Source organism: Streptomyces sp. NPDC002564 (genome assembly GCF_042889645.1).
In the GTDB taxonomy this organism is placed as follows: Bacteria; Actinomycetota; Actinomycetes; order Streptomycetales; family Streptomycetaceae; genus Streptomyces.
In genome coordinates this window covers 48,826-72,556 of the sequence record NZ_JBIARE010000018.1, presented here as the reverse complement: position 1 = coordinate 72,556, position 23,731 = coordinate 48,826, and the positions used below count along the sequence as shown (strand labels likewise).

At 74.1% G+C, this 23,731-nt stretch carries 19 protein-coding genes; 14 read left to right on the top strand and 5 right to left on the bottom strand.

Features of this window, described 5'->3' with window-relative positions; translation table 11 throughout:
- Positions 1-558: 558 nt before the first annotated feature.
- The 3 genes from ACFYXE_RS36605 to ACFYXE_RS36595 form a co-directional block, all read right to left on the bottom strand.
- A complete protein-coding gene (locus ACFYXE_RS36605; RefSeq protein ID WP_389320369.1) occupies positions 559-1,833 on the bottom strand; it encodes an NAD(P)/FAD-dependent oxidoreductase in 1,275 nt (424 codons plus the stop codon).
- Positions 1,833-2,156 (bottom strand): 2Fe-2S iron-sulfur cluster-binding protein, encoded by a 324-nt coding sequence (locus ACFYXE_RS36600; protein ID WP_389320366.1) that lies wholly within the window; start codon positions 2,154-2,156, stop codon positions 1,833-1,835. Before ACFYXE_RS36600 ends, ACFYXE_RS36605 begins: the two co-directional genes overlap by 1 nt.
- Before the next feature lie 289 nt (positions 2,157-2,445).
- The gene (locus tag ACFYXE_RS36595) at positions 2,446-3,378 is read right to left on the bottom strand and encodes a LysR family transcriptional regulator (RefSeq protein WP_389320363.1); all 933 of its coding nucleotides are present in this window, start codon (positions 3,376-3,378) and stop codon (positions 2,446-2,448) included.
- A 242-nt stretch (positions 3,379-3,620) separates the two neighbouring features.
- Between ACFYXE_RS36595 and ACFYXE_RS36590 the strand changes: the two genes are divergently transcribed.
- The 6 genes from ACFYXE_RS36590 (at position 3,621) to ACFYXE_RS36565 (ending at position 11,583) form a co-directional block, all read left to right on the top strand.
- Complete coding sequence (locus tag ACFYXE_RS36590; protein ID WP_389320360.1) at positions 3,621-4,922, top strand: cytochrome ubiquinol oxidase subunit I; 1,302 nt, start codon at positions 3,621-3,623, stop codon at positions 4,920-4,922.
- Positions 4,923-5,011: 89 nt separating this feature from the next.
- A complete protein-coding gene (gene cydB, locus ACFYXE_RS36585) occupies positions 5,012-6,034 on the top strand; it encodes a cytochrome d ubiquinol oxidase subunit II (RefSeq protein WP_389320357.1) in 1,023 nt (340 codons plus the stop codon).
- A gap of 31 nt (positions 6,035-6,065) precedes the next feature.
- On the top strand, positions 6,066-7,808 hold the full coding sequence (gene cydD / locus ACFYXE_RS36580) for a thiol reductant ABC exporter subunit CydD (RefSeq protein ID WP_389320354.1): 1,743 nt from the start codon (positions 6,066-6,068) through the stop codon (positions 7,806-7,808).
- Positions 7,805-9,607 (top strand): thiol reductant ABC exporter subunit CydC, encoded by a 1,803-nt coding sequence (gene cydC, locus ACFYXE_RS36575; protein WP_389320351.1) that lies wholly within the window; start codon positions 7,805-7,807, stop codon positions 9,605-9,607. The genes cydD and cydC overlap by 4 nt, the downstream gene beginning before the upstream one ends.
- 209 nt (positions 9,608-9,816) lie before the next feature.
- On the top strand, positions 9,817-10,815 hold the full coding sequence (locus tag ACFYXE_RS36570; protein WP_361174616.1) for a TIGR03842 family LLM class F420-dependent oxidoreductase: 999 nt from the start codon (positions 9,817-9,819) through the stop codon (positions 10,813-10,815).
- A gap of 54 nt (positions 10,816-10,869) precedes the next feature.
- The gene (locus ACFYXE_RS36565; RefSeq protein ID WP_389320348.1) at positions 10,870-11,583 is read left to right on the top strand and encodes a DUF4232 domain-containing protein; all 714 of its coding nucleotides are present in this window, start codon (positions 10,870-10,872) and stop codon (positions 11,581-11,583) included.
- Between the two features lie 63 nt (positions 11,584-11,646).
- Here ACFYXE_RS36565 and ACFYXE_RS36560 read toward each other — a convergent pair whose 3' ends face one another.
- Positions 11,647-12,711, bottom strand: a complete 1,065-nt coding sequence (locus ACFYXE_RS36560; RefSeq protein ID WP_389320345.1) for a biotin/lipoate A/B protein ligase family protein — start codon at positions 12,709-12,711, stop codon at positions 11,647-11,649.
- 216 nt (positions 12,712-12,927) lie between these two features.
- Between ACFYXE_RS36560 and ACFYXE_RS36555 the strand changes: the two genes are divergently transcribed.
- Positions 12,928-14,310, top strand: a complete 1,383-nt coding sequence (locus tag ACFYXE_RS36555) for a cryptochrome/photolyase family protein (RefSeq protein ID WP_389320342.1) — start codon at positions 12,928-12,930, stop codon at positions 14,308-14,310.
- Positions 14,311-14,347: 37 nt separating this feature from the next.
- Here the strand turns inward: ACFYXE_RS36555 and ACFYXE_RS36550 are convergent, their stop codons facing one another.
- On the bottom strand, positions 14,348-15,193 hold the full coding sequence (locus ACFYXE_RS36550) for an SDR family NAD(P)-dependent oxidoreductase (RefSeq protein WP_389320339.1): 846 nt from the start codon (positions 15,191-15,193) through the stop codon (positions 14,348-14,350).
- Between the two features lie 229 nt (positions 15,194-15,422).
- On the opposite strand from ACFYXE_RS36550, the gene ACFYXE_RS36545 reads away from it, so the two are divergent.
- From ACFYXE_RS36545 to ACFYXE_RS36515, 7 genes are all read left to right on the top strand, one after another.
- A complete protein-coding gene (locus ACFYXE_RS36545) occupies positions 15,423-16,397 on the top strand; it encodes a MerR family transcriptional regulator (RefSeq protein WP_389320336.1) in 975 nt (324 codons plus the stop codon).
- A 197-nt stretch (positions 16,398-16,594) separates the two neighbouring features.
- Positions 16,595-18,442, top strand: a complete 1,848-nt coding sequence (locus ACFYXE_RS36540; RefSeq protein ID WP_389320333.1) for a gamma-glutamyltransferase family protein — start codon at positions 16,595-16,597, stop codon at positions 18,440-18,442.
- Between the two features lie 103 nt (positions 18,443-18,545).
- The gene (locus ACFYXE_RS36535) at positions 18,546-19,373 is read left to right on the top strand and encodes an inositol monophosphatase family protein (protein WP_389320330.1); all 828 of its coding nucleotides are present in this window, start codon (positions 18,546-18,548) and stop codon (positions 19,371-19,373) included.
- An 87-nt stretch (positions 19,374-19,460) separates the two neighbouring features.
- Positions 19,461-20,873: a phytoene desaturase family protein gene (locus ACFYXE_RS36530; protein ID WP_389320327.1), complete on the top strand. Its 1,413-nt coding sequence runs from the start codon at positions 19,461-19,463 to the stop codon at positions 20,871-20,873.
- The gene (locus ACFYXE_RS36525; RefSeq protein ID WP_389320324.1) at positions 20,870-21,469 is read left to right on the top strand and encodes an O-acetyl-ADP-ribose deacetylase; all 600 of its coding nucleotides are present in this window, start codon (positions 20,870-20,872) and stop codon (positions 21,467-21,469) included. The genes ACFYXE_RS36530 and ACFYXE_RS36525 overlap by 4 nt, the downstream gene beginning before the upstream one ends.
- Before the next feature lie 88 nt (positions 21,470-21,557).
- Positions 21,558-23,036, top strand: coding sequence for an AlkA N-terminal domain-containing protein (locus tag ACFYXE_RS36520; protein WP_389320321.1), 1,479 nt, complete (start codon positions 21,558-21,560; stop codon positions 23,034-23,036).
- 80 nt (positions 23,037-23,116) lie between these two features.
- Positions 23,117-23,623: a methylated-DNA--[protein]-cysteine S-methyltransferase gene (locus ACFYXE_RS36515; RefSeq protein WP_361174588.1), complete on the top strand. Its 507-nt coding sequence runs from the start codon at positions 23,117-23,119 to the stop codon at positions 23,621-23,623.
- Positions 23,624-23,731: the final 108 nt, after the last annotated feature.

Here is a 23,731-nt window from a genome sequence, read left to right as displayed (position 1 = left end):
CGACAGATCGCCCCAGTCCGGCTGCTGCAACGCCCCGCGGATACGAATCTCCCGTATAACGTCTTCCATGACGTACTCCGATCCAGCGGTAAAAAGTGGGGGGTCAGATGGATAATTCCGTGCGCTTGATCACCGGCGCCGGAATGTCCTCCGGATACTCGTCCAGAAGAAACTGGACAGGAATGGAATCAGGCATGGGTGTCCCCTCTGCGGATACCGGATGCGGTACGGGGAACACGCGCAGCAATCGCTGGGCCCCCCGTCGGCCTTCAGCGATCCTGCCGGATACGACGGGTCGAATCAACAGCGTCCAAGTGTTTTGCTCATGACGTCGAAGCGCTTTCCACCTCGAATGAGGCGCGCCCGCATCGGCGCGCGACGCAGAATTTAGGATGGCAAAAGGCGGGCTCGGGAAAAGCCCCGCCGAAACAAGAGGCAAACAAGCCGCAACAGGCGGAAAGAATTCCGCAACACATCACAGGGTCCGGGGAGCGGCCCCGGACCGGCGGGCGGCGGGAATCCCGGAAAGGGGATGCCCGGCCGCCGCCGGTGCCGGCATCACAGCGGTACGGGTGCCTCCGTCCCGCCCCTGGTGAGGCCGCGCAGGTGGTCCTTGAGGCTGAACCCGGGCACCGCCGCCTCGGCGGGCGTCGGCGCGGTGCCCTGCGTCAGCAGACGGCGCGCCGCGATGTGATCGGTGGGCCGGTTGACGGACTCGACCGCCTGCAGCGCGTCACCGCGGAAGAGGAGCACGGAGAACGCCTCGGGGTCGTCGCCGAGGACCACCTCCGTGTCGTGCCCTTCGTCGAACCCCGCGATCTGCACGGTCGTGGCGAACTGATCGCTCCAGAACCAGGGCAGTTCGCCGTACGCGTCGGGCGCGCCGGTCAGCCGCCGGGCGACCGACTGGGCGTGGCCGACGGCGTTCTGCACCGATTCGAGGCGCCGCCGGTTCCCGGAGCGCACCTGCGGGAAGGCGGCGCAGTCGCCGATCGCCGAGATGTGCGGGTCACCGGTCAGCAGCCGCGCGTCGACGCTGATCCCGCCGTCCACGGGCAGCCCGGCCGCGGCGGCCAGCTCCGTGCGCGGGGTGACGCCGACACCGACCAGGACCAGGTCGGCGGGGAGCCGGGTGCCGTCCGTGAGCTCCACCGCGGTCACCCCCGAACGGCCCTCGCCGTGCAGGGCCTTGACCCCCTGGCCGAACAGCAGCCGGGTGCCGTTGGCGCGGTGCAGCCGGGTGAAGTGCTCCGCGGTCGGCGCGGACGCGACCCGGGCGAGCGGGCGCTCCAGGGCCTCGACGACCGTGACCTCGACGCCCGCCTGCCGTGCCACGGAGGCGAATTCGAGCCCGATGAACCCGGCGCCCACCACCACCGCGCGGCGCGCCCCGGCCAGCGAGGACTGCAGCGCGGCGGCGTCCCGCGCGGTGCGCAGCGTGTGCACACCGCGCAGTTCGGCGCCCGGCACGCCGAGCGTGCGCGGGGTCGATCCGGTGGCGAGGACCAGATGGCCGTAGGCGTAGACGGAGTCGTCGGCCAGGCGCACCGTGCGCGCCGCAGGGTCGATCTCCGTCACGGTGCCCGCGACCAGGTCGATGGACTGGCGTACGTAGTACGTCGCGGGCCGCAGCCACAGCTGGGCCTCGTCCGCCTCGCCCTTGAGGTACGCCTTGGACAGCGGCGGACGCTCGTAGGGCAGGGCGTCCTCGGCGCTGATGAGGGTGATGGGGCCCGGGTAGCCGTGTTCGCGCAGGGACGCGGCGGTCTGGTAGCCGCCCTGGCCCGCGCCCACGACGACGACCGACTCGGGGTGGCCGGTGGTGTCCGCCATCAGTTCTGCCGCTCGGGGAGGTGGACGATGAGGCCGTCCAGGGCGTCGCTCGACTTGAGCTGGCAGCTCAGCCGGCTGTTGGGCCGGCGCGGGCAGGCGGTGAAGTCGAGCATCTCGTCCTCCCGCTCCTTGGGCGCCTCCAGCTTGTCGAGGGTGGTCTCGTCCACGTACACGTGGCAGGTGGCGCACTGCATGTTGCCGCCGCACTGGGCGACGATGCCGTCGATGTCGTTGAACACGGCGCCGCGCATGACGCTCGTGCCTTCGGGCACGTCGATCGAAGTCTGGTCCCCGTCGACGGCGACGTACGTGATTTTGGGCATGACGGAACTCCTCGGTGCATCCGGGCGTGCGCGAAGGCGTGCCGGGACACGGATGCCTGGCAGACGGAAAAAGGAAGGTGGAGATGGCGCGGCCGGCGGACGATGGGGGACGCGACACCCCTGTCGACTCGCCCTCACACGCTGGCCTTCGGGACACGCGACGTCCTGGGCCAGGGAAGTGGCAGCGCTGCGGAGCGTACCAAACCAGTTCCGGCCAAAGCCAGGAACCCGGTCGAACGACCGGGTTCCAGGGGCGTGTCGGGCGGCCGGGGCCCGGGCGCGCGGTCGGTCAGCTCCCGGTGCGGCGGGCGCGGCCGCGGCGGGAATCGGGCAGGCGGTGGGTCATGAAGGGCCTGCTGGTGGTGAACTCGCGGAACTTGACGGCCGCGTCGGACAGGTACGTGTCGCGGTTCCACACCAGGGTGAGCACCCGGCTGCAGTCGGGCGCGTTCACGTGCACCCAGGCGACCGGGACCTGGGAGTCGGTTCCGGCCTGCCGGGAGATCGCCGGGATGAGCCCGATGCCGAGGCCGGCGCTGATCATGTCCTGGCTCGCGCCCGGCTCGTCGCCCTCGCAGGACAGCAGCGGCGTGAGCCCTTCGGAGGCGAACAGCCGGTCCAGGAGGGTGCGTTGCCACTGGCCGGGGCGGGTGGTCACGAACGGTTCGGCGGCGATCTCCCGGATCGTCACGCTCTCCTGTCCGTCGAGCCAGTGGCCGCGCGGCACGGCGAGCAGCACCTCCTCGCGGGCCAGCTCGATGGAGTCGAGGTCGGCGCCGGTCAGCGGCTGTGAGGCGACGCAGAAGTCGACCTCCCTGGCGCGCAGTTGGCGGTCCATCTCCTCCGCGTTGGACTGGTAGAGCCGCACGTCGGCGCGGGGGTAGGCGGCGCGGAAGCTGCCGAGCAGATGGGTGATGGTCAGCAGGGTCTCGGACGCGACGCCGACCCGGCCGAGGGCCGTGTCGCGGGCGTCGCTCAGGGCCCTGCGGGCGTCGTCGAGCTCGCTCAGGGCGCGGTCGACGTGCCGCAGGAAGACCGCGCCGTACTGATTGAGCCGGATGCGCCGGCCCTGGCGGTCGAAGAGCGGGACGCCGAGCTCTGCCTCCAGGCGGGCGACGGTCCTGCTCAGCGAGGGCTGGGCGACGCGCAGCTCCTCCGCGGCACGGCTGATGTGCTCGAAACGGGCGACGGCCTGGAAGTGGCGCAACTGCAGAAGATCCATGGTCCACCTTTGCTTATGCCTTCCCGGTCATCATCACATGGCAAAACCGGTCTTGGAATGCATAAGGAATTCTCTCTACGGTTTTCATCGAGGTCACCGCACAGGTGGCGGGCAACGGCGCCCGGCACCTGCACACGCGAAGCGGCGGCCCCGCACCGGACCATCGGCCCCTGCCGGAGCCGTCCACCTCCACCCCGACCCCGCCGACCCACCGGCCACCGTCCCCCCAGGAAGGTCGCATCATGAGCGCTGCGGATCTGGCCCGACTCCAGTTCGCGGCCACGACCGGCATCCACTGGCTGTTCGTGATCCTCACCATGGGGCTCGTCCCCATCGTGGCGATCATGCACAGCCGGGCCGCGTTCACCCGTGATCCCGAAAAGAGAGCCCTCCGGGAGCGCAAGACCCGCTTCTGGGGCCAGCTCTACGTCATCAACTACGCGGTCGGCATCGTCACCGGCCTCGTCATGGAGTTCCAGTTCGGGCTCAGCTGGAGCGGTCTGAGCAAGTTCGCGGGCAACGTCTTCGGCGCCCCGCTGGCCCTCGAGACCCTCATCGCCTTCTTCGCCGAGTCCACCTTCCTCGGCATGTGGATCTTCGGCTGGGGCCGGCTGCGCAGAGGCGTGCACGTCACGCTGATCTGGCTGGTCGCCCTCACCGCCTACGCCTCCGGGTACTGGATCCTGATCGCCAACGGCTTCATGCAGCACCCGGTCGGCTACGAGGTGCGCGACGGAGCCGCCTACCTCACCGACTTCGGCGCGCTGCTCACCAACTCCAGCGCCCTGGTCGCCCTCCTGCACCTCGCGCTGGGCGCGCTGACCACGGGCGGCGTCTTCGTCGCGGGCATCAGCGCCTACCACCTCCTGCGGCACACCAAGGAGACCGAGCTCTTCCGCAGCTCCCTGAAGCTCGGACTGTGGGTCTCCACCGTCGCCTCCTTCTTCGTCGTCGTCGTCGGCGAGATGCAGCGCCCGATCATCGAGCGCACCCAGCCCATGAAGGACGCGGTCCTGGAGAACAGCGGCGTCGCCGAACTGCAGGCCCAGCTCGTCAAGGAGCACGGGCCCGGCAACTACGTGCCCTGGCAGGACACGATGCGGTTCTCGATGGACGCCATGACGCTCATCGGCAACACCGTGTCCACCATCACCCTCATCGCGCTCGTCCTGCTGTGGAAGGACCGGCTGATGCGCTGGCGGTGGGCCTCCTGGATCCTCGTCGCGACGATCCCCTTCCCCTTCATCGCCTCGGTGGGCGGCTGGGTCGTGCGCGAGGTCGGCCGCCAGCCCTGGATCGTCTACGGCCAGCTGACGGTCGAGGACGCCCTCTCGCACGTCGGCAAGACCTCACTGCTGGTGTCCTGCACGCTGTTCATCGCCATCTTCGTCGCCCTCGCGGTGACGAACTGGACGCTGATCACCAAGTTCGCCCTGCGCGGCCCCGACGCCACCCAGCTCGGCGTCACCGAGCCGCTCCCGGACGACGTGCCGGGCGGCCCCGGGGACAGCACCGAGGAGAAGCAGCCGGTACCCGCCTTCTGACCCGGGTCGGCCCCGCACCCCCGGCCGGGCCGACCCGTTCCCCCCCCACCCGAGATGACCTCCCCTGCTGTAACGGAAAGTTGAGCGAGATGAGTCTGGAGACCGTCTGGCTGGCCCTGCTGGGCCTGCTACTCGCCGGGTACTTTGTGCTCGGCGGCTACGACTACGGCGCGCAGATGCTGCACCCCTTCCTCGGCCGCGACGGTGAGGAGGAGAAGCGCACCAGCGGGAACGCCGCCCTCGACGCCATCGCGCCGTTCTTCCTGGGCAACGAGGTCTGGCTGGTCGCCTTCGCCGGAGTCCTGTTCGGTGCCTTCCCGCACCTGGAAGGCACCCTGCTGTCCGGCCTGTACCCCCTGATCGTCGCGATCCTCGCCGGCCTGGTCCTCGGCAACGCCGCGGTCCAGCTGCGCCGCCGCTCGCACGGCGCCCGCGGCCGCCGGGCGTGGGACGTCCTGATCGTCGTCGGCGGCGGCGTGCCCGCCGTCGCCTGGGGACTCGTCGTCGGACTGCTGCTGCACGGCGTGCCCCGGCGCGCCGACGGCAGCTTCCACATCGGCTTCGGCGACGTGTTCTCGCCGTTCGTGCTGGCCTGCGGCGTCACCACCGCGCTCCTCTTCGCGGCGCACGGCGCGGCCTTCGTCGCCCTGCGCTCCGGCCCCGAACTCGCCGCCAAGGCACGCGGGACAGCCGCCAACCTGCTGGTCGGCGTCGCCGCGGTGGGCGCCCTCGCCCTGCTCCTCACCCTCTTCGGAGCGGGCGCCTCGATGACCAACCGCGCCACCTCGGCGATCATCGCCGCCCTGATCGCGGCCGCGCTCGGCGCCGCCTGGTGGTACCTCACCCGAGGCAACGACGTCCTGGCGTTCGCCGCCACCTGCTGCGCCACCGCGCTGCCGGTACTGCTCGTGGGCGCGGGCCACTACCCGTACCTCCTGATCACGTCGGCCGGCACCGGCCTGGACATCGACCACGCCATCACGGACGACGCCACCCTGAAGATCCTCAGCGGCTTCGGGGTCCTGGTGGTCCCGACGATCCTCGCCTACCAGTTCTGGAGCTGGTGGGCCTTCCGGGGGCGCACGGGCCGGCGCCACCCCAGCTACTTCTGACCCCGGAAAAGCAACGAGAGGGACCCCCACGATGAAGCCCGTCGAACGCCGCCTGATGCGGGACATCCCAGTGCTGCGGCGCCACATGACGACCTCCTCGGTCCTGGCCCTGGCGGGCGCCGGGCTCATCGTCACCCAGGCGGTCCTGCTGGCGACCGCCCTCGCGGACGGCTTCGCCGGACACGGCGTGCGCACCGGGACACTGGCCGCGCTGGGCGCCGTCATGGCCCTGCGCGCCCTGCTGGCCTGGCTCCGCGGCGTGCTCGCCCAGCGCGCCGCGGCCGCGGCCAAGCGCACCCTGCGCGACCGCATCACCGGACGCCTGCAGCACACCAACCCGCTGCGCCTGGCCGCCCGCAGGCACGGCGAGACGGCCACCCTGCTCACCCGCGGCCTCGACGCCCTCGACCCCTACGTCGTCGGCTACCTGCCCACCACGGCGGGCGCCGCGGTCGTCCCCCTCACCGTCGTCACCTGGGTCTTCCTGACCGACTGGACCTCGGCCCTGATCATCGTCATCACCCTGCCGCTGATCCCCGTGTTCGGTGCCCTCGTCGGCCTGCACACCGCCCAACGCACCGCCCGCCAATGGCGGTTGCTGTCCCGTCTCGGCGGTCACTTCCTCGACGTCGTCGCCGGACTGCCCACCCTGCGCGCCTTCGGCCGCGAGCACCACCAGACCAAGGTGGTCCGCGAGATGGCCGACGCCCACCGGCGGGCCACCATGCGCACCCTGCGCGTCGCCTTCCTGTCCTCCCTGGTCCTGGAGACCGTCGCCACCCTCTCCGTGGCACTCGTCGCCGTCCCGGTCGGACTGCGGCTGCTGCACGGCGACGTCGGCCTGCACACCGCCCTGGTCGTCCTCTTCCTCGCCCCCGAGGCGTACCTGCCGCTGCGCGCCATGGGCGCCGCCTTCCACGACAGCGCCGAGGGCATCTCGGTGGCCGAGCGCGTCTTCGCGGCGCTCGACGACGAGGACGACGCCCCGGCCCCCGCCGCCGACCGCGCCCCCGCCCCCGACGCCCGCACCGCCCCCCTCACCCTCCACGACGTCACCGTCCAGTACCCCGACCGCGCGGGCCCCGCCCTGCGCGACGTCCGCCTCACCGTCGCGCCCGGCGAGCACATCGCCCTGATCGGCCCGAGCGGCGCCGGCAAGACCACCCTGCTCTCCCTGCTCCTCGGCTTCGTCACCCCCACCTCGGGCCGGGTCGAGATCGGCGGCACCGACCTCGCCGCGCTCGACCCCGACGACTGGTTCCGCCAGGTGGCGTGGGTGCCCCAGCGCCCCCACCTCATCGCCGCGTCCGTCGCCGACAACATCCGCCTCGGCCGCCCCGACGCGAGCGACGAAGAGGTCGGGCGAGCGGCCCGCGCCGCGTCCGCCGACCTCTTCATCGAGGAACTCCCCGCCGCCTACGACACGTTGCTCGGCGAGCACGGCGCCGGGCTCTCCGCGGGCCAGCGCCAGCGCATCGCCCTGGCCCGCGCCTTCCTGAAGGACGCCCCCGTCCTCCTCCTCGACGAACCCACCGCCCACCTCGACCCCGAGAGCGAGGCCGCCGTCACGGGCGCCACCGTCGCCCTCATGCGCGGCCGCACCTCGATCGTCGTCGCACACCGCACCAGCCTGCTGCCCCACGCCGACCGCGTCATCACGGTACGAGCGGGCGGCATCACCCTTCCCGACCCCGCCCTCCCCGACCCCGCACCGCAGGCCCCGGCCGCGCCCGCCGCCGCCCTCGCTCCCTCGGAAAGGCTGGTGGCCTCATGACCTCCTCGTACGCCAGGGCCGCCGCCCGCGCGCCACGCCCCACCGTCCGGCTGCTGCGGCACCTGCTCCCGTACTGGCGCAGGCTGCTGCCCGCCGCGCTCGCCGCCGCCGGCAGCGAACTCGCCGCCGCCGCGCTGATGGCCACCGCCGCCTGGCTGATCACCCGCGCCGCCGAACAGCCCGACCTCGCCGCCGTCAGCGTCGCGATCGTCGCCGTGCGGGCCCTGGCCCTCGGACGCGGCGCGCTGCGCTACATCGACCGGCTCGTCGGCCACGACGGCGTGCTGCGCGCCGTCGCCGGCTTCCGCGCCCGGGTGTACGAGTCGCTGGTGCCGCTCGCCCCGGCCGGCACCCCCGCCTTCCGCGGCGGCGACCTGCTGACCCGCCTGGTCGACGACGTCGACGCCGCCCAGGACCTGCTGCTGCGCGTCATGATCCCGGCCACCGCCGCCTGCGTGGTCGCCGTCGCCGCCACCGGCACGGCCGCCGCGCTGCTGCCCGGCGCCGGACTGCTGCTCGGCGTCCTGCTCGCCGTCGCCGGCATCCTCGTGCCCGCCCTGGTGCTCGCCCTGTCCCGGCGCGCGGGCCGCGCGGAGAAGGCGGCGCGCGCCGAACTCGCCGCCGTCACCGTCGACCTGACCCAGGGCGCCGCCGACCTCGCCGTGTACGGCGCCCGCGGCCGCGTCCACGACAGGTCCCGCCGCGTCACCGCCACCATCGCCGCCCAGGAGCGCCACAAGGCGCTGACCACCTCGCTCGCCCAGGCCGTGGTCCTGGGGCTGCAGGCCGTCGCGACGGTCGGCGTCACCTGGCTCGCGCTGCGCGCCCACGCGGCCGGCGACCTGCCCGCCGTCCAGCTCACCGTCCTCGCGGTCCTCGCGCTGGTCTCCTTCGAGGCCCTCGCGCCGCTGCCCGCCGCCGCCCGGCGCCTCGCCGAGGTGCGGGCCTCCGCCCGGCGCCTCGCCGACCTCTTCGACACCCCGGCGCCGGTCACCGACCCCGTCGAGCCGGCCCCGCTGCCCGCCCACGGCCCGCTCGACGTCACCCTCACCGACCTGCGGGTCCGCCACCTCCCCGGCGGACCCGCCGCCCTCGACGGCGTCAGCCTGCGGCTCCCCGCCGGACACCGCGTCGCGCTGCTCGGCGCCAGCGGCTCCGGCAAATCGACGCTGATCGCCGCGCTCATGCGGTTCGTCCCCTACGAGTCCGGCAGCATCCGCGTCGGCGGGCAGGAGCTGAGCGCCTGCGCGGGCGCCGACGCCCGCCGCGCCATCACCGGCATGACCCAGGACGCGCACGTCTTCCACGCCTCGATCCGCGCCAACCTGGTCCTCGCGGCGCCGGACGCCACCGACGCCGAGCTGCGCGACGCGGCCCGCAGGGCACGGATCCTGGACTGGATCGAGTCGCTGCCCGACGGCTGGGAGACCGTGCTCGGCGGCGACGGCGCCACGATGTCCGGCGGTCAGCGCCAACGCCTGCTGCTCGCCCGCGCGTTGCTCGCCGACCCGCCCGTCCTCGTCCTGGACGAACCCACCGAGGGACTCGACCCGGACACCGCCGCCGCCGTCCTCGCCGACATCCTGGACGCCACCCGCGGGCGCACCACGCTCCTGGTCACGCACGAGCGGTCCGGCCTCGCCGCCGCCGACGCGATCGTCACCCTGGACCGTGGCCGGATCCGACCGGCCGGCCGCGACGACCTGGATGACTTGGGCGAACTCGGCGAACTCGGCGAACTCGGCGGACTCGGCGCCCCCGATCGCGCCGTACCGGGTCCGGCCGCCCTGGCCCGGTGACGGCGGGGGCTCGGGAGGCCACCCGGACGGGCGAAGGCGTGCGGCCGCGACGGACGAAACCGTAGCCGGACGCGCGTCGAGTCCCTCTTGCCAAGCCCCCGCAACAAGTCGAGGATTGTCCCTCCTCGGACGGCTTGCGAGGTGTTCGTCCGCCCCGCGCCGTGCCCGGGTGTGCCCCTGTGTTTCGCCTTCGTGTAAGGAGCCGGGTCATGGATTTCGGACTCGTACTGCAGACCGACCCGCCCGCATCGGAGGTCGTCGGCCTGATGCGCCGCGCGGAGCGCAACGGCTTCGGCTACGGCTGGACGTTCGACTCCGCGGTGCTCTGGCAGGAGCCGTTCGTCATCTACAGCCGCATCCTCGAACACACCACCCGGATGACCGTCGGCCCCATGGTCACCAACCCGGGCACCAGGACCTGGGAGGTCACCGCCTCCACCTTCGCCACGCTGAACGACATGTACGGCAATCGCACGGTGTGCGGCATCGGGCGCGGCGACTCCGCGATGCGCGTCGCCGGACGCAAGCCCAACACCCTGGCCCGGCTGGACGAGGCGATCGGTGTCATCCGTGACCTCGCCGAGGGGCGCTCGGCGGACGTCGGCGGGCAGACCCTGCGGCTGCCGTGGGTACGGAACGGAAAGCTGCCGGTGTGGATGGCGGCGTACGGCCCGAAGGCCCTCGCGCTCGCCGGCCGCCGCGCCGACGGCTTCATCCTGCAGCTCGCCGACCCGTATCTGACGGAGTGGATGGTCAAGGCGGTGCGGGACGCCGCGGCCGAGGCGGGGCGGGACCCGGCGGACGTGAAGATCTGCGTGGCCGCGCCCGCCTACGTCGGCGACGACCTCGCGCACGCCCGCGAGCAGTGCCGCTGGTTCGGCGGGATGGTCGGCAACCACGTCGCCGACCTGGTCGCCAAGTACGGCGAGCACTCCGCCATGGTCCCCGAGGCCCTGACCGCGTACATCAAGGCCCGCGAGGGGTACGACTACAGCCACCACGGCCGGACCGGCAACCCCGACACCGCGTTCGTGCCGGACGAGATCGTCGACCGCTTCTGCCTGCTGGGTCCCGTCGAGCGGCATCTCGAACGGCTGCGGGAGCTGCGGGAGTTGGGGGTCGACCAGTTCGCGCTGTACGCGATGCACGACGCGCGCGAAGAGGTGATCGACGCCTACGGGGCCTCGGTCATCCCGGAGTTCGCCTGACGGCGGCCGGTCACCCGCCATGGCCGCGACCCCTGGCCATGGCATGATCTCGGCGTGACCGCCGTCCCGAGCTCCGTCCGCCGCGCCGCCGCCCTCGCCGCCGCCGGCCTGCTCCTGGCGGGCTGCGGCCTGTCCGAGGAGCTGGACCGCGAGATGAACCCGGGGCGCGCGTCGGATCCCGTGGCGACACCGTCCGCACCGTCCGCGGCGACACCGTCCGGGGCGAACGCGACCGCGCCGACCGGGCTCGGCACCCCGCCGGTCATCGCGGGCCCGAGCGGGTCCGTGGCGGGCCGCCCCGGCGAGCGCCGCCCGTCGGCCACCGCCACCGGACGCTGTCCCCGGTCGGGCCTCACGATGTCCCCCGGCATGGTCACGGCGGCCATGGGCCTGCGCGCGATGTCCGTGACGGCGACCAACTGCGGCGACCGCGTGCGCACCGTCGACGGCTACCCGGACATCCGCGTCCGCGGCCTGGACCGCGAGCTGTTCGCCGTGACGGTGCTCAAGGGGACGGAGCCGGTCACCACCATGGACGACCCGGGACCGCGCCGCATCGCCCTTGAACCGGGGCAGTCCGCGTACACCTCGCTGGTGTGGCGGTACTCGGCCGTGGACGCCGGCACCCGGCGCGGCAGCGGCGTCTACGTGGAGATCGGCCCCGGCAAGGGCGCCCCGCGCCGGACCGTCGAACCGGACGGCGGCCTCGACATCGGCGAGACCGGCATGCTCGGCACGACCGCGTGGCAGCGCAGCCCGGCATCCTGACGACACGTCAGCCGCGCGCGCCCGCACGCTCCCGTCACGGCACCCGCGCGCCGCACGCTCCCGTCACGGCACCCGCGCCGTCCACTCCGCGGTCGTGAACTTCGTCCGCACCAGCTCCTGCGCGCGGGCCATCTCCTCCTCGGTGACCTTCCCCTCGGACAGGCCGTAGCGCCCCCGGAAGGAGTCGATCATGCGGTCGATGACCGCCTCGCGGGGCAGCCCGGTCTGCCGGCGCAGCGGGTCGACCCGCTTCTTTGCGCTCCGGGTGCCCTTGTCGGACAGCTTCTCCTTGCCGATCCGCAGCACGTCGAGCATCTTGTCCGCGTCGATGTCGTACGACATCGTCACGTGGTGCAGCACCGCGCTCGCGCCGCCCCCGGCCGACACCGTGCGCTTCTGCGCGGCACCGGCGATCTTCCCGGCGTCCGTCGCGATGTCGTTGAGCGGCTGGTACCACGCCTTGATCCCCATGTCGGCGAGCGCGCCGAGCACCCAGTCGTCCAGGTAGGCGTAGCTGTCCTGGAAGGAGAGCCCCTGGACCAGGGCGTCGGGGACGGACAGCGAGTACGTGATGGTGTTGCCGGGCTCCACGAACATCGCGCCGCCGCCCGAGATCCGCCGCACGACCTCGATGCCGTGCCGCGCCGCGCCCTCCGGGTCCACCTCGTTGGACAGCGACTGGAAACTGCCGATGATCACCGAGGGGGAGGCCCACTCCCACACGCGCAGCGTCGGCGGTCGCCGGTCCGCCGCGACCTCCTGGGTGAGCACCTCGTCCAGCGCCATGTGCAGCGCGGGCGGCTGCGGCCCCTCGTGGATGAGCTGCCAGTCGTAGTCCGTCCAGTCCGTCGCGTGCGCCAGGGCCCGGCGCACGGCCACCCCGACACCCTCCGACGTCAGGCCGTACATGACGGTGCCCTCGGGGAGCGCGGCGTCGATCCGGGCGGCGAGACCGGCCGCGTCCGTCTCCGCGGGGGCGCCATCCAGCGCGCCGTTGATCGTCTCCAGTGCCTCGTCGGGCTCCAGGAAGAAGTCACCGGCCACCCGCGTACGGCGCAGCGCGCCGTCCTCGACGTCCAGATCCACCACGACGAGCTTGCCGCCGGGGACCTTGTACTCACCGTGCACCGTGCTTCCTCCATGCCGCCCGCGGGACCAGCCGCCCCTGCCCGATGTTCCGAATCGTCCCCCAACGCTAGCCGAGAGAGGGAATGTCCTTTTCCGTGCGCTTCCGTGTGCCGTGCGAGGGATCCGCCGGGCGGTGCATCCCCGGCGGGGGAAGCGGCCGAAGAGAGGGTGAAGACGCAGCACCCGCCCCCCACGCCCGGCCCTGGAGTCCGCACCATGTCCATCTCGGTCGTCCTGTTCACCTCCGACCTGCGGGTGCACGACCATCCGCCGCTGCGCGCCGCCGTCACGGGCGCGGACGCGGTGGTGCCGCTCTTCGTCCTCGACCGGGCCGTCGCGGACGCGGGTCCCGCGAGCCCGAACCGGGACGCGTTCCTCGCCGACTGCCTGGCCGACCTCGACGGGCAGCTGCGGGACCGCGGCGGCCGGCTCGTCGTGCGCGCGGGCGGCCTCGTCGACCAGGTGCGGTCCGTCGTCGAGGAGACCGACGCCGACGAGGTGCACATGGCGGCCGGGGTCAGCCGGTTCGCGCACGAGCGCGAGCAGGCGCTGCGCAAGGCCCTGGAGAGCGACGGGCGGCGCCTGTACGTCCACGACGCCGTGATCACCGCGCTCGAACCCGGCGCCGTGACGCCCGCCAACTCCGACCACTTCGCCGTCTTCACCCCGTACTTCCGCCGCTGGTCCGCGCAGGGCGTACGCGGTGTCCTCGCCGCCCCGCGCACCGTGCGCGTCCCGGACGGCGTCCGCTCGCACGCCCTCCCGGCCCGCGACGACGTGCACGGCCTCTCGCCGGGGCTCGCCCGGGGCGGGGAGAGTGTCGGCCGGGCCCGCTGGAAGGCGTGGCTGAGCGATGCCACCGACGGCATCGACGCGTACGGGGACCGCCACGACGACCTGGCGGGCGACGCCACGTCGAAGCTCTCGCCCCACCTGCACTTCGGCACGCTGTCCTGCGCCGAGCTCGTCCGGGATGCCCGCCACCGCGCGTCGCGGGGCGCCGAGGACTTCGTCCGGCAGCTGTGCTGGCGCGACTTCCACCACCAGGTGCTCGCCGCCCGCCCGGCCGCGTCGACCGCCGACTACCGCACGCGCGGCGACCGCTGGCGCTCGGAGGCCTCGGCCCGGGAGGACGTCGACGCCTGGCGGGAGGGCCGCACGGGGTACCCGGTCGTCGACGCCGCGATGCGCCAGCTGGCGCACGAGGGCTGGATGCACAACCGCGGCAGGCTGCTCACGGCCGCCTTCCTGGCCAAGACGCTCTACGTCGACTGGCGGGTGGGCGCCCGCCACTTCCGCCGGCTGCTCGTCGACGGCGACGTCGCCAACAATCAGCTCAACTGGCAGTGGGTGGCGGGCACCGGCACGGACAGCCGCCCGAACCGGGTCCTCAACCCCGTCCGCCAGGGCAGGCGGTACGACCCGGACGGTACGTACGTACGCCGCTGGGTGCCCGAACTCGGCGACCTGCGGGGCGCCGCCGTCCACGAGCCGTGGAAGCTCCCCGCGCGGGAGCGGGCGGGCTACGACTACCCCGAGCCGCTCCTCGAACTGGCCGACGGGCTCAGCCGGTTCAAGCGGGCCCGGGGGATCGACTGACGGGCGCGCGGCCGGGCGTGGCGCGCGGCGGGGCGGCTCACGCGGAGGTGATCCGGTCCAGCAGGGCACGCGCCGCGTCCAGGGCGGCGGCCTCGTTCGGGAGCGCGGGCGGCCGTCCGGGGGCCCTGCGCCCGGTGGCGCCGGTCTCCAGGCGTGGCGCGCGGATGTCGAGCACCGTCACGGCGCGCGGCGCGAGCTCCGCTGCGAGCACGCCGAGCCAGCTGCTCAAGGCCGCCTTGGAGGCGGTGTAGTCGGCGGTGCCCGCGAGGTAACTGGCGATGTCCGTACGGGCGTTGTCCCTGCCCATCATGGAGTCGGCCCGGTCGGTGCTCGGCGTGGTGCGGGCCCTGCTCGGCGTGGTGCGGTCGGTGCCGGTGCCGGTGCCGGTGCCGAGGGCGGGGGCGGGGGCGCGGGCGGTGCGGAGGCCGGGCGCCGCGTGCTCCACGGCCGCTCCCGCGCGCGGCCGGTCCGCCACCGCTCCGGTGACCGCCAGCAGGAACCCCTTGTCGCTCACCAGCGACGACGCGCCGCGCAGAATGGCCATGGGGCACAGCGCGTTCACCGTCAGGAGGTGACCGGCCACCTCGTTCGACACGTCCTCCACGGCGCCGAAGCCCGCGGTCCCCACCGTCACCAGAACCCCGTCGAGCCCCGCCAGCACCCGCGTCGCCCACGGACCCAGCGCGGAGCACTGGTCCAGGTCGCACGCCTCGAAGCTCCGCGCCGGACAGCCGCCGAGGTCCCGGGCGAGCGCGGCGAGCCGCACCGGATTGCGGCCGGCCAGCGCCACCCGCGCGCCCCGCTCCGCCAGGGCCCGGGCGGCGAGGCCGCCGAGGACCCCGGTGGCGCCGGCCACCAGGACACGGGCACCCGTGAGTTCCATCTCCCTGCCTCCAACAGACGTCGAATGCCCGGTACTTCACCCCTGGGGGCGAGCGTGGATGCACCTTCCCCGCGCCGCCCCTGACGGCGCGCCGTCGGCGTCGGACGCCGCCGTGACGTCTACTCCCCGTCGATGCGTACATCCTCCGGAACCGACGGAGTCCACCCCAGATTGGTGACAGACGGTGAGAGCGGCAACCTGCAGCGGTTGTGCGTCGTATCGTGCCGGGATGGGAGCCACAGGGTGGCCGGGCCCCGCCCGGCACAGCGCCGTCGACGCCGCGCTGACCACAGGATCCGTCGCCCGCAGACTGGGCGTCGCACCCACCACGCTGCGCTCGTGGGAACGGCGGTACGGCATCGGCCCCGCCCACCGCGAGCACGGCAGGCACCGCCGCTGGACCCCCGTCGACGTGGTCCGCGTCGAGGAGATGTGCCGCCTGACCGCGCTCGGCGTCCCGCCCGCCGAGGCCGCGCGGGTCGCCCTGCGGGAAGCCGCCACGGAGGCGCGGGTCCCGCGCGCCCGGCAGCACAGCGACCCCGGCGCGCTCCCGCTCGGCAACGTCCGTCAGGAGTGCCGGGGCCTCGCCCGCGCGGCCGTGCGGCTCGACGCGCCGGCCGTCGAGGCGCAACTGCGCAGCACGCTCGCCGACCACGGGGTCACCGTCGCGTGGGAGGAGGTGATGGCTCCGGCCCTGCACGCGATCGGCCGCAAGTGGGCCTCGTCCGGCGAACGGTACGTGGAGGTGGAGCACCTGCTCTCCTGGCACGTCTCCTCGGCCCTGCGGCGGCCTTGGGGCGCGGCGCCGGAAGCCGGCGGGGATGCCCCCGTCCTGCTCGCCTGTGTGCCCGCCGAACAGCACACCCTCCCGCTGGAGGCCCTCACCGCGGTCCTCGGCGAACGGGGCGTGCCCACCAGGATGTTCGGCGCCGCGCTCCCGGCGGAGGCCCTGTACGAGGCGGTGCGCCGGATCGGCCCGTCGGCCGTGGTGCTCTGGGCCCACTCGCGGAACACCGCCGACCGGGCCCTCGTGCACCTCGTCACCTCGGCGGAGTGGGGCGTGCGGGGTGCGAGGACGCATCCCACCGTGCTGGTCGCCGGCCCCGGCTGGTCGCCGCGGCCGGGGCCGCACGCGCCGGGCGCCGAACGGCTCACCGGCCTGCGGGCGGCGGCGGACCGCATCGGGTCCCTCTTCCCGGACTGAACACGGCCGTTGCGGTTTCAGGGCTGAACACGGCCGTTGCGGCTTCGGGGCTGACCACCGCCGTTGCGGTTTCAGGACTGTCCACGGCCGTCGCGACTTCACGGACCGACCGCCTCCGCGAAGCCACCGCCTCCGCGGACCGACCGCTTCCGCTCCGGCTCGTGACCCGCGCCGTGGCTGAAGCTAGCCTGCTGATCATGTTCACGACGCGCCCCACCCTGCAGGGCACCTTCGGCATGGTGTCGTCCACCCACTGGCTCGCCTCCCAGTCCGCGATGGCCGTACTGGAGGACGGCGGCAACGCCTTCGACGCCGCGGTCGCCGCCGGGTTCGTCCTGCACGTGGTCGAACCCCATCTGAACGGCCCCGCGGGCGAGGTGCCGATCATCCTCGCGCCCGCGGGCGGCGACGTGCGGGTGCTCTGCGGCCAGGGCGGCGCCCCGGCCGGTGCCACGGTGGCCCATTACCGCTCCCTCGGCCTGGACCTCGTGCCCGGCACCGGACCCCTCGCCGCGGCGGTGCCGGGCGCCTTCGACGCGTGGCTGCTGCTCCTGCGCGACCACGGCACGAAGTCGCTCGCCGACGTCCTCACGTACGCGATCGGGTACGCGGAGGACGGGCACGCGCCCGTGGAGCGGGTCGGCGAGACCGTGGAGACGGTACGGGAGCTCTTCGAGCGCGAATGGCCCTCCTCGGCCGAGGTCTACCTCCCCGGCGGGCGCTCCCCGCGCCCCGGCGAGCTGTTCCGCAACCCGGCGCTCGCCGCGACCTGGCGGCGGCTGATAGCCGAGGCACAGGCACAGGCACAGGCACAGGCCGGGGCCGGGTCCGACGCGCGCGTGGCGCAGATCGAGGCCGCGCGCGAGATCTGGCGGAGCGGATTCATCGCCGAGGCCCTCGTGCGGCAGGCGGGCCGGCCGACCCTGGACACGAGCGGCGAACGGCACGTCGGCACGCTCACGGCGGAGGACCTGCGCGGCTGGTCGGCCCGCTACGAGGACCCCGTCACCTACGACTGGAACGGCTGGACGCTGTGCAAGGCGGGCGGCTGGAGCCAGGGACCTGCGTTCCTGCAGCAGTTCGCGCTGCTGCCCGCGCGCGCCGAGGAGCTCCCGGCGTACGGGTCCGCCGCGTACGTCCATCTCCTGGTCGAGGGCTGCAAGCTCGCCATGGCCGACCGGGAGGCCTGGTACGGGGACGCGGGGGAGGGCGCCGACGGCGGCGTGCCGGTGGACGACCTGCTCTCCGCCGCGTACAACGCGACCCGGCGCGCGCTCGTCGGGGACAAGGCGTCCTACGAGTTGCGCCCCGGCGCGCCCGGCGGTCGTGCGCCGCGCCTGTCCGTGCACGCGCGCGGGGCGGCGGCCGGACGTGCCCCCGGTGCCGACGGCGGGGCCGCGTTCGGTGCGGGGGAGCCGACGGTGGCCGGGGACGGCGGGACGCGCGGCGACACCTGCCACGTCGACATCGTCGACCGCTGGGGGAACATGCTGTCCGCGACGCCGAGCGGCGGCTGGCTGCAGTCCAACCCCGTCGTGCCCGAGCTGGGGTTCCCGCTCGGGACACGGCTGCAGATGACGTGGCTGGAGGAGGGCCTGCCGAACTCCCTGACGCCCGGGCGGCGGCCGCGGACCACGCTGACGCCGTCGCTCGCGCTGAGGGACGGCGTGCCGGTGCTGGCCTTCGGAACGCCCGGCGGCGACCAGCAGGACCAGTGGCAGGTGCACTTCTTCCTGGGGGTCGTGCTGCGGGACTCCGTACGGGGCGGACTCGACCTCCAGGGCGCGATCGACGCGCCGAGCTGGCACACGGACGCCTTCCCCGGCTCGTTCCACCCGCGCGAGATGCGCGCCGGGAGCCTGACCGTGGAGTCACGGACGGCCCCCGAAGTCGTGGCGGAGCTGCGGCGGCGGGGCCATGACGTGACGGTGGGCGGCGCCTGGTCGGAGGGCCGGCTGTGCGCGGTGGCGCGGGATCCGCGGACCGGGGTGCTGTCGGGGGCGGCCAACGCGCGAGGGATGCAGGGGTACGCGGTGGGCCGCTGACCGGCCGGGGCGGGCCCGGGTGCACCCCAGGGGTTCACCCGGGGTTCAGGCCGCGTTGGTGCGGGCCGCACGCGTTGTCAGCGCAGCGTGCTCTCATGGACACATGATCGAAGACTTTCTGACGCAGGGTGTACGTGACGTGGAAGAGGCCCTTCGCAAGGCCGCCGCGGCGGAGGTGACCCCCCGGTTCCGGCAGCTCGCCGAGGGCGACATCGTGGAGAAGAGCGGTCCGCACGACATGGTCACCGTCGCCGACCGGCGCGCCGAGGAGCGGCTGACGGCCGACCTCGCCGCGCTGCTCCCGGGCTCGGTCGTCGTCGGCGAGGAGGCCGTGCACGCGGACCCGTCGACGTACGGGGCGATACGGGAAGAGGCGCCGGTCTGGATCGTCGACCCGGTCGACGGGACCCGCCAGTTCGTGAACGGCGACCCGGGCTTCTGCATGCTCGTCGCCCTCGCCGTGCGCGGCGAGGTCCAGGCCTCCTGGACGTTCGCCCCCGCACTGGACGAGTTCGCCGTGGCGGTCCGCGGCGAGGGCGCCTGGCTGAACGGCCGCCGTCTCCAGGCGGGTTCGCCCGCGCCGGGCGCGGACATCGAGGTGGCCACCTCCCACCCGGACTACACCACCGACGACCAGAAGCGCGCCCTGCTCGGCCTGCGCACGGACGGCGTGCGCCCCCGGCCGTGCGGCTCGGCCGGCCTGGAATACCTGGCGATCGCCAGGGGCGCGCTGGACGCCGTCGCGTTCTCCTGGGAGCTGGCCTGGGACCACGCCGCCGGGCTGCTGCTCGTCACCGAGGCGGGCGGCGCCGACCTGACGCTGACGGGCGAGCCGTTCCGCATCGGCGGGGGCAACGCACTGCCGTTCACCGCCGCGCGCGACGCCGCGACCGCCCGCCGGGTCAGGGACCTGCTCGCGGCCGGCGCCTGAGAGGGGCTCGAGGGGCCCTGCCGGTGCCCCGTCCTATCCTGGGCGCCAGTGGCCATCGGCTGACAAAGGAGCCCGAAGGTGCCGTCGATGCTTGATGCCGTCGTCGTGGGGGCGGGACCGAACGGTCTGACCGCTGCCGTCGAGCTGGCCCGCCGCGGCTTCTCGGTGGCCGTCTTCGAGGCCAGGGACACCGTGGGAGGCGGCGCCCGCACCGAGGAGCTGACGCTGCCCGGCTTCCGCCACGACCCCTGCTCCGCCGCCCACCCGCTGGGGATCAACTCCCCGGCGTTCCGCGCCATGCCCCTGGACCGGTACGGACTGGAGTGGCTGCAGCCCCCGCTGCCCATGGCCCACCCCTTCCCCGACGGCACCGCCGCCGTGCTCTCCCGTTCCGTCGCCGAGACCGCCGCCTCGTTCGGGCCGCGCGACGCGGGGGCCTACCGACGGCTCGTGGAGCCCTTCCTGCCCCGCTGGGACACCCTGCTGCGGGACTTCATGTCCCTGCCCGCGACCTCGCTGCCGCGCGACCCCGCGACGCTCGCCCGGTTCGGCCTCGCCGGGATCCCGCCGGCCACCTGGCTGATGCGGCGCTTCCGCGACGAGCGGGCCCGCGCCCTGTTCGCCGGGCTCGTCGCGCACGTCATCGCGCCGCTCGACGGCATCGCCACCGGTGCTGTCGGCCTGGTCTTCGCGCTGGCGGCACACGCCCGCGGCTGGCCCGTCGCCCGCGGCGGCTCGCAGGCCGTCTCCGACGCGCTCACCGCGTACCTGAAGGACCTCGGCGGGACCGTCCACACGGACTACGAGGTCAAGCGTCTCGACGACCTGCCGCCCGCCCGCGCCTACGTCTTCGACACCTCGCCGACCGCCCTCGCCAGGATCGCGGGCCTGGGCCGCAGCTTCGAGGGATACCGGTACGGCGCCGCCGCCTTCAAGATCGACTACGCGCTCGACGGGCCCGTCCCCTGGACCGCCGAGGCGCCGCGCGCCGCCGGGACCGTGCAGATCGGCGCGAGCAGCAAGGAGATCGGCACCGCACTGCGCGCCGCCTCGCGCGAGGGCCGCGCGCCGGACGCGCCCTTCCTGATCACGGTCCAGCCCGGGGTCGTCGACCCCTCCCGCGCCCCCGAGGGCAAGCACGTCTTCTGGGCCTACGGACACGTTCCGCACGGCTGGCAGGGCGACCTCACCGACGCGATCGAGCGGCAGCTCGAACGCTTCGCCCCCGGCTTCCGCGACCGCGTTCTCGCCCGCGCCACGGCGGGCCCGCCCGAACTCGCCGCGCGCAACGCCAACTACGTCGGCGGCGACATCGCCTGCGGCGCGGCGAGCGGACTGCAGCTGCTGCTGCGGCCGAGGCCCACCCTCTTCCCGTACGCCACCCGGCACCCCGCCGTCTTCATCTGTTCGTCCGCCACCCCGCCGGGCCCCGGCGTGCACGGCATGTCCGGGCACAACGCGGCCAAGGCCGTGTGGAAGAGGCTCAGGAGCACCTCGTGACCGTCCGCATCACCCTGGTCCAGGGAGACATCACCCAGCAGCGGGCCGACGCCCTCGTCAACGCCGCCAACTCCTCCCTGCTGGGCGGCGGCGGTGTCGACGGAGCCATCCACCGGCGCGGCGGCCCCGACATCCTCGCCGAGTGCCGAGCGCTGCGCGCCGCGCAGTACGGCAAGGGGCTGCCCACCGGGCACGCCGTCGCCACCACCGCGGGCCGGCTCGACGCCGCGCACGTGATCCACACCGTGGGGCCCGTCTGGTCGGCCGGCGAGGACCGCTCGGCGCTCCTCGTGTCGTGTCACCGCGAGTCCCTGCGCGTCGCCACCGAGCTCGGCGCCCGCACGGTCGCCTTCCCCGCGATCTCCACCGGCGTCTACCACTGGCCCCTGGACGACGCGGCGCGCATCGCCGTCCGCACGGTCCGCGAGGCCGCGGATCCCGCGCTGTTCGACGAGGTCCGGTTCGTGCTCTTCGGCCACGAGGCGCACGAGGCGTTCGCCGCGGCCCTCGCCGAGCAGGCCGACGAGCCCGACGAGCCCGACCAGGCAGGCCAGGCAGGCCAGGCCGATCAGGCAGGCCAAGCCGACCAGGAGTAACGGGTGCCGGGGAAAAGGCCTGGGCAGCGCGACGTCCATGTCGGATTTCCGCCAGCCGGACCGGGCGCGATCCGCGATCCTTGACCGCATGCACACCGACACCGAGCGCTGTGTCCGCGCCGTTCAGTCGAAGGACGCCCGGTTCGACGGCTGGTTCTTCACGGCCGTCGTCACCACCCGGATCTACTGCCGCCCCAGCTGCCCGGTCGTACCGCCCAAGGCCGAGAACATGACGTTCTACCCGAGCGCCGCCGCCTGCCAGCAGGCCGGGTTCCGGGCCTGCAAGCGCTGCCGCCCGGACAGCAGCCCGGGCTCCCCGGAGTGGAACCGGCGGGCCGACCTCGTGGCCCGCGCCATGCGTCTCATCGCCGACGGCGTCGTCGACCGCGACGGCGTCCCCGGCCTGGCCGCCCGCCTCGGCTACAGCACCCGCCAGGTCGAGCGCCAGCTCCGGGCCGAGCTGGGCGCGGGACCGCTCGCGCTCGCCCGCGCCCAGCGCGCCCAGACCGCACGGCTGCTCATCGAGACGACCGACCTGCCGATGGCCGAGATCGCCTTCGCCGCCGGGTTCGCCTCCATCCGCACCTTCAACGACACGGTCCGCGAGGTCTTCGCGCTGGCCCCCGGCGAGCTGCGTGCCCGCGCGCCGAAGCGGCCCGGGGCGCCCGCCGCCGCGCCCGGCGGAGTCCTCTCGCTGCGGCTGCCGTTCCGTGCGCCCCTCAACCCCGACAACCTCTTCGGCCACCTCGCCGCCACCGCCGTGCCCGGCGTCGAGGAATGGCGGGACGGCGCCTACCGCCGCACCCTGAGCCTCCCGTACGGGCACGGCGTCGTCGCCCTCACCCCGCACCCCGACCACATCGGCTGCCGGCTCGGCCTCACCGACCTGCGGGACCTGACCATCGCCATCAGCCGCTGCCGCCGCCTGCTCGACCTGGACGCCGATCCCGCGGCGGTCGACGGCCTGCTGCGGACCGACCCGCTGCTCGCGCCGCTCGTCGACAAGGCGCCGGGGCGCCGCGTGCCGCGCACCGTCGACGAGGCCGAGTTCGCCGTGCGCGCCGTCCTCGGCCAGCAGGTCTCCACGGCCGCCGCCCGCACCCACGCGGCCCGCCTGGTCACCGCGCACGGCGTGCCGGTCGAGGACCCCGAGGGCGGCCTGACCCACCTCTTCCCCGGCCCCGAGGCGCTCGCCGCGCTCGACCCGGAGTCGCTCGCCCTGCCCCGCAGCCGCCGCGCCACCCTGACCACACTGGTCCGCCACCTCGCCGACGGCAGCATCGGACTGGGCGTGGAGCGGGACTGGGACGAGGCCCGCTCCCGGCTCACCGCGCTGCCCGGCTTCGGGCCCTGGACGGTCGAGGTGATCGCGATGCGGGCGCTCGGCGACCCCGACGCGTTCCTCCCCTCCGACCTCGGCATCCGCCGCTCAGCCCAGGAGCTCGGCCTGCCGCACACCCCGGCCGCGCTCACCGCGCGCGCCGCGGCCTGGCGGCCCTGGCGTGCCTACGCCGTCCAGTACCTGTGGGCGGTCGACGACCACCCGATCAACTTCCTCCCCGCCTAGGGGTACGTCCGGGATCTCCGCGGGCCGACCCGCGCAGATCCCGGCGACACCCTCTGACACCTCGCCTTAGGAACGCACTCATGGAACGCCTGCACACCCTCATCGACAGCCCCTACGGGCCGCTCACCCTGGTCGCCACCGACGGCGTCCTGAGCGCCCTCTACATGACCGACCACCGCCACCGCCCGCCGCAGGAGACCTTCGGCGACCGCGACGCGACGCCGTTCGGCGAGACGATCCGCCAGCTGGCGGCCTACTTCGACGGTGAGCTGCGGGAGTTCGACCTGCCGCTGCGCCTCGACGGCACGCCGTTCCAGCAGACGGTCTGGGAGGCGCTGCGGCAGATCCCGTACGGCGAGACCCGCTCGTACGGCGAACTGGCCGAGGCCATCGGCAGACCCGGCGCGTCCCGCGCGGTCGGCCTCGCCAACGGCAAGAACCCGATCAGCGTCATCGTCCCCTGCCACCGCGTCATCGGCGCCAACGGCAGCATGACGGGCTACGGCGGCGGACTCGACCGCAAGCAGCGGCTGCTCGCCTTCGAGGGCGGCGGCACGGGACGGGGCGGCGAGGACGTGCTGTTCTAGGACCGACCGCGGTTCCGCTCCAGAACCGACCGTGGTTCCGGGAGCGACGGCGGTTCGGCGGCCGACGCCGGGCCGCCCGTGGTTCCGGCCGGGAGCGGCCGTCGCACC

Excerpts from the sequence above, each read along its gene's own strand:
- ACFYXE_RS36605 (WP_389320369.1), bottom strand. The coding sequence starts at position 1,833 with ATGGCGGACACCACCGGCCACCCCGAGTCGGTCGTCGTCGTGGGCGCG.
- ACFYXE_RS36600 (WP_389320366.1), bottom strand. The coding sequence starts at position 2,156 with ATGCCCAAAATCACGTACGTCGCCGTCGACGGGGACCAGACTTCGATC.
- ACFYXE_RS36595 (WP_389320363.1), bottom strand. The coding sequence starts at position 3,378 with ATGGATCTTCTGCAGTTGCGCCACTTCCAGGCCGTCGCCCGTTTCGAG.
- ACFYXE_RS36590 (WP_389320360.1), top strand. The coding sequence starts at position 3,621 with ATGAGCGCTGCGGATCTGGCCCGACTCCAGTTCGCGGCCACGACCGGC.
- cydB (WP_389320357.1), top strand. The coding sequence starts at position 5,012 with ATGAGTCTGGAGACCGTCTGGCTGGCCCTGCTGGGCCTGCTACTCGCC.
- cydD (WP_389320354.1), top strand. The coding sequence starts at position 6,066 with ATGAAGCCCGTCGAACGCCGCCTGATGCGGGACATCCCAGTGCTGCGG.
- cydC (WP_389320351.1), top strand. The coding sequence starts at position 7,805 with ATGACCTCCTCGTACGCCAGGGCCGCCGCCCGCGCGCCACGCCCCACC.
- ACFYXE_RS36570 (WP_361174616.1), top strand. The coding sequence starts at position 9,817 with ATGGATTTCGGACTCGTACTGCAGACCGACCCGCCCGCATCGGAGGTC.
- ACFYXE_RS36555 (WP_389320342.1), top strand. The coding sequence starts at position 12,928 with ATGTCCATCTCGGTCGTCCTGTTCACCTCCGACCTGCGGGTGCACGAC.
- ACFYXE_RS36550 (WP_389320339.1), bottom strand. The coding sequence starts at position 15,193 with ATGGAACTCACGGGTGCCCGTGTCCTGGTGGCCGGCGCCACCGGGGTC.
- ACFYXE_RS36545 (WP_389320336.1), top strand. The coding sequence starts at position 15,423 with ATGGGAGCCACAGGGTGGCCGGGCCCCGCCCGGCACAGCGCCGTCGAC.
- ACFYXE_RS36540 (WP_389320333.1), top strand. The coding sequence starts at position 16,595 with ATGTTCACGACGCGCCCCACCCTGCAGGGCACCTTCGGCATGGTGTCG.
- ACFYXE_RS36535 (WP_389320330.1), top strand. The coding sequence starts at position 18,546 with ATGATCGAAGACTTTCTGACGCAGGGTGTACGTGACGTGGAAGAGGCC.
- ACFYXE_RS36530 (WP_389320327.1), top strand. The coding sequence starts at position 19,461 with ATGCTTGATGCCGTCGTCGTGGGGGCGGGACCGAACGGTCTGACCGCT.
- ACFYXE_RS36520 (WP_389320321.1), top strand. The coding sequence starts at position 21,558 with ATGCACACCGACACCGAGCGCTGTGTCCGCGCCGTTCAGTCGAAGGAC.
- ACFYXE_RS36515 (WP_361174588.1), top strand. The coding sequence starts at position 23,117 with ATGGAACGCCTGCACACCCTCATCGACAGCCCCTACGGGCCGCTCACC.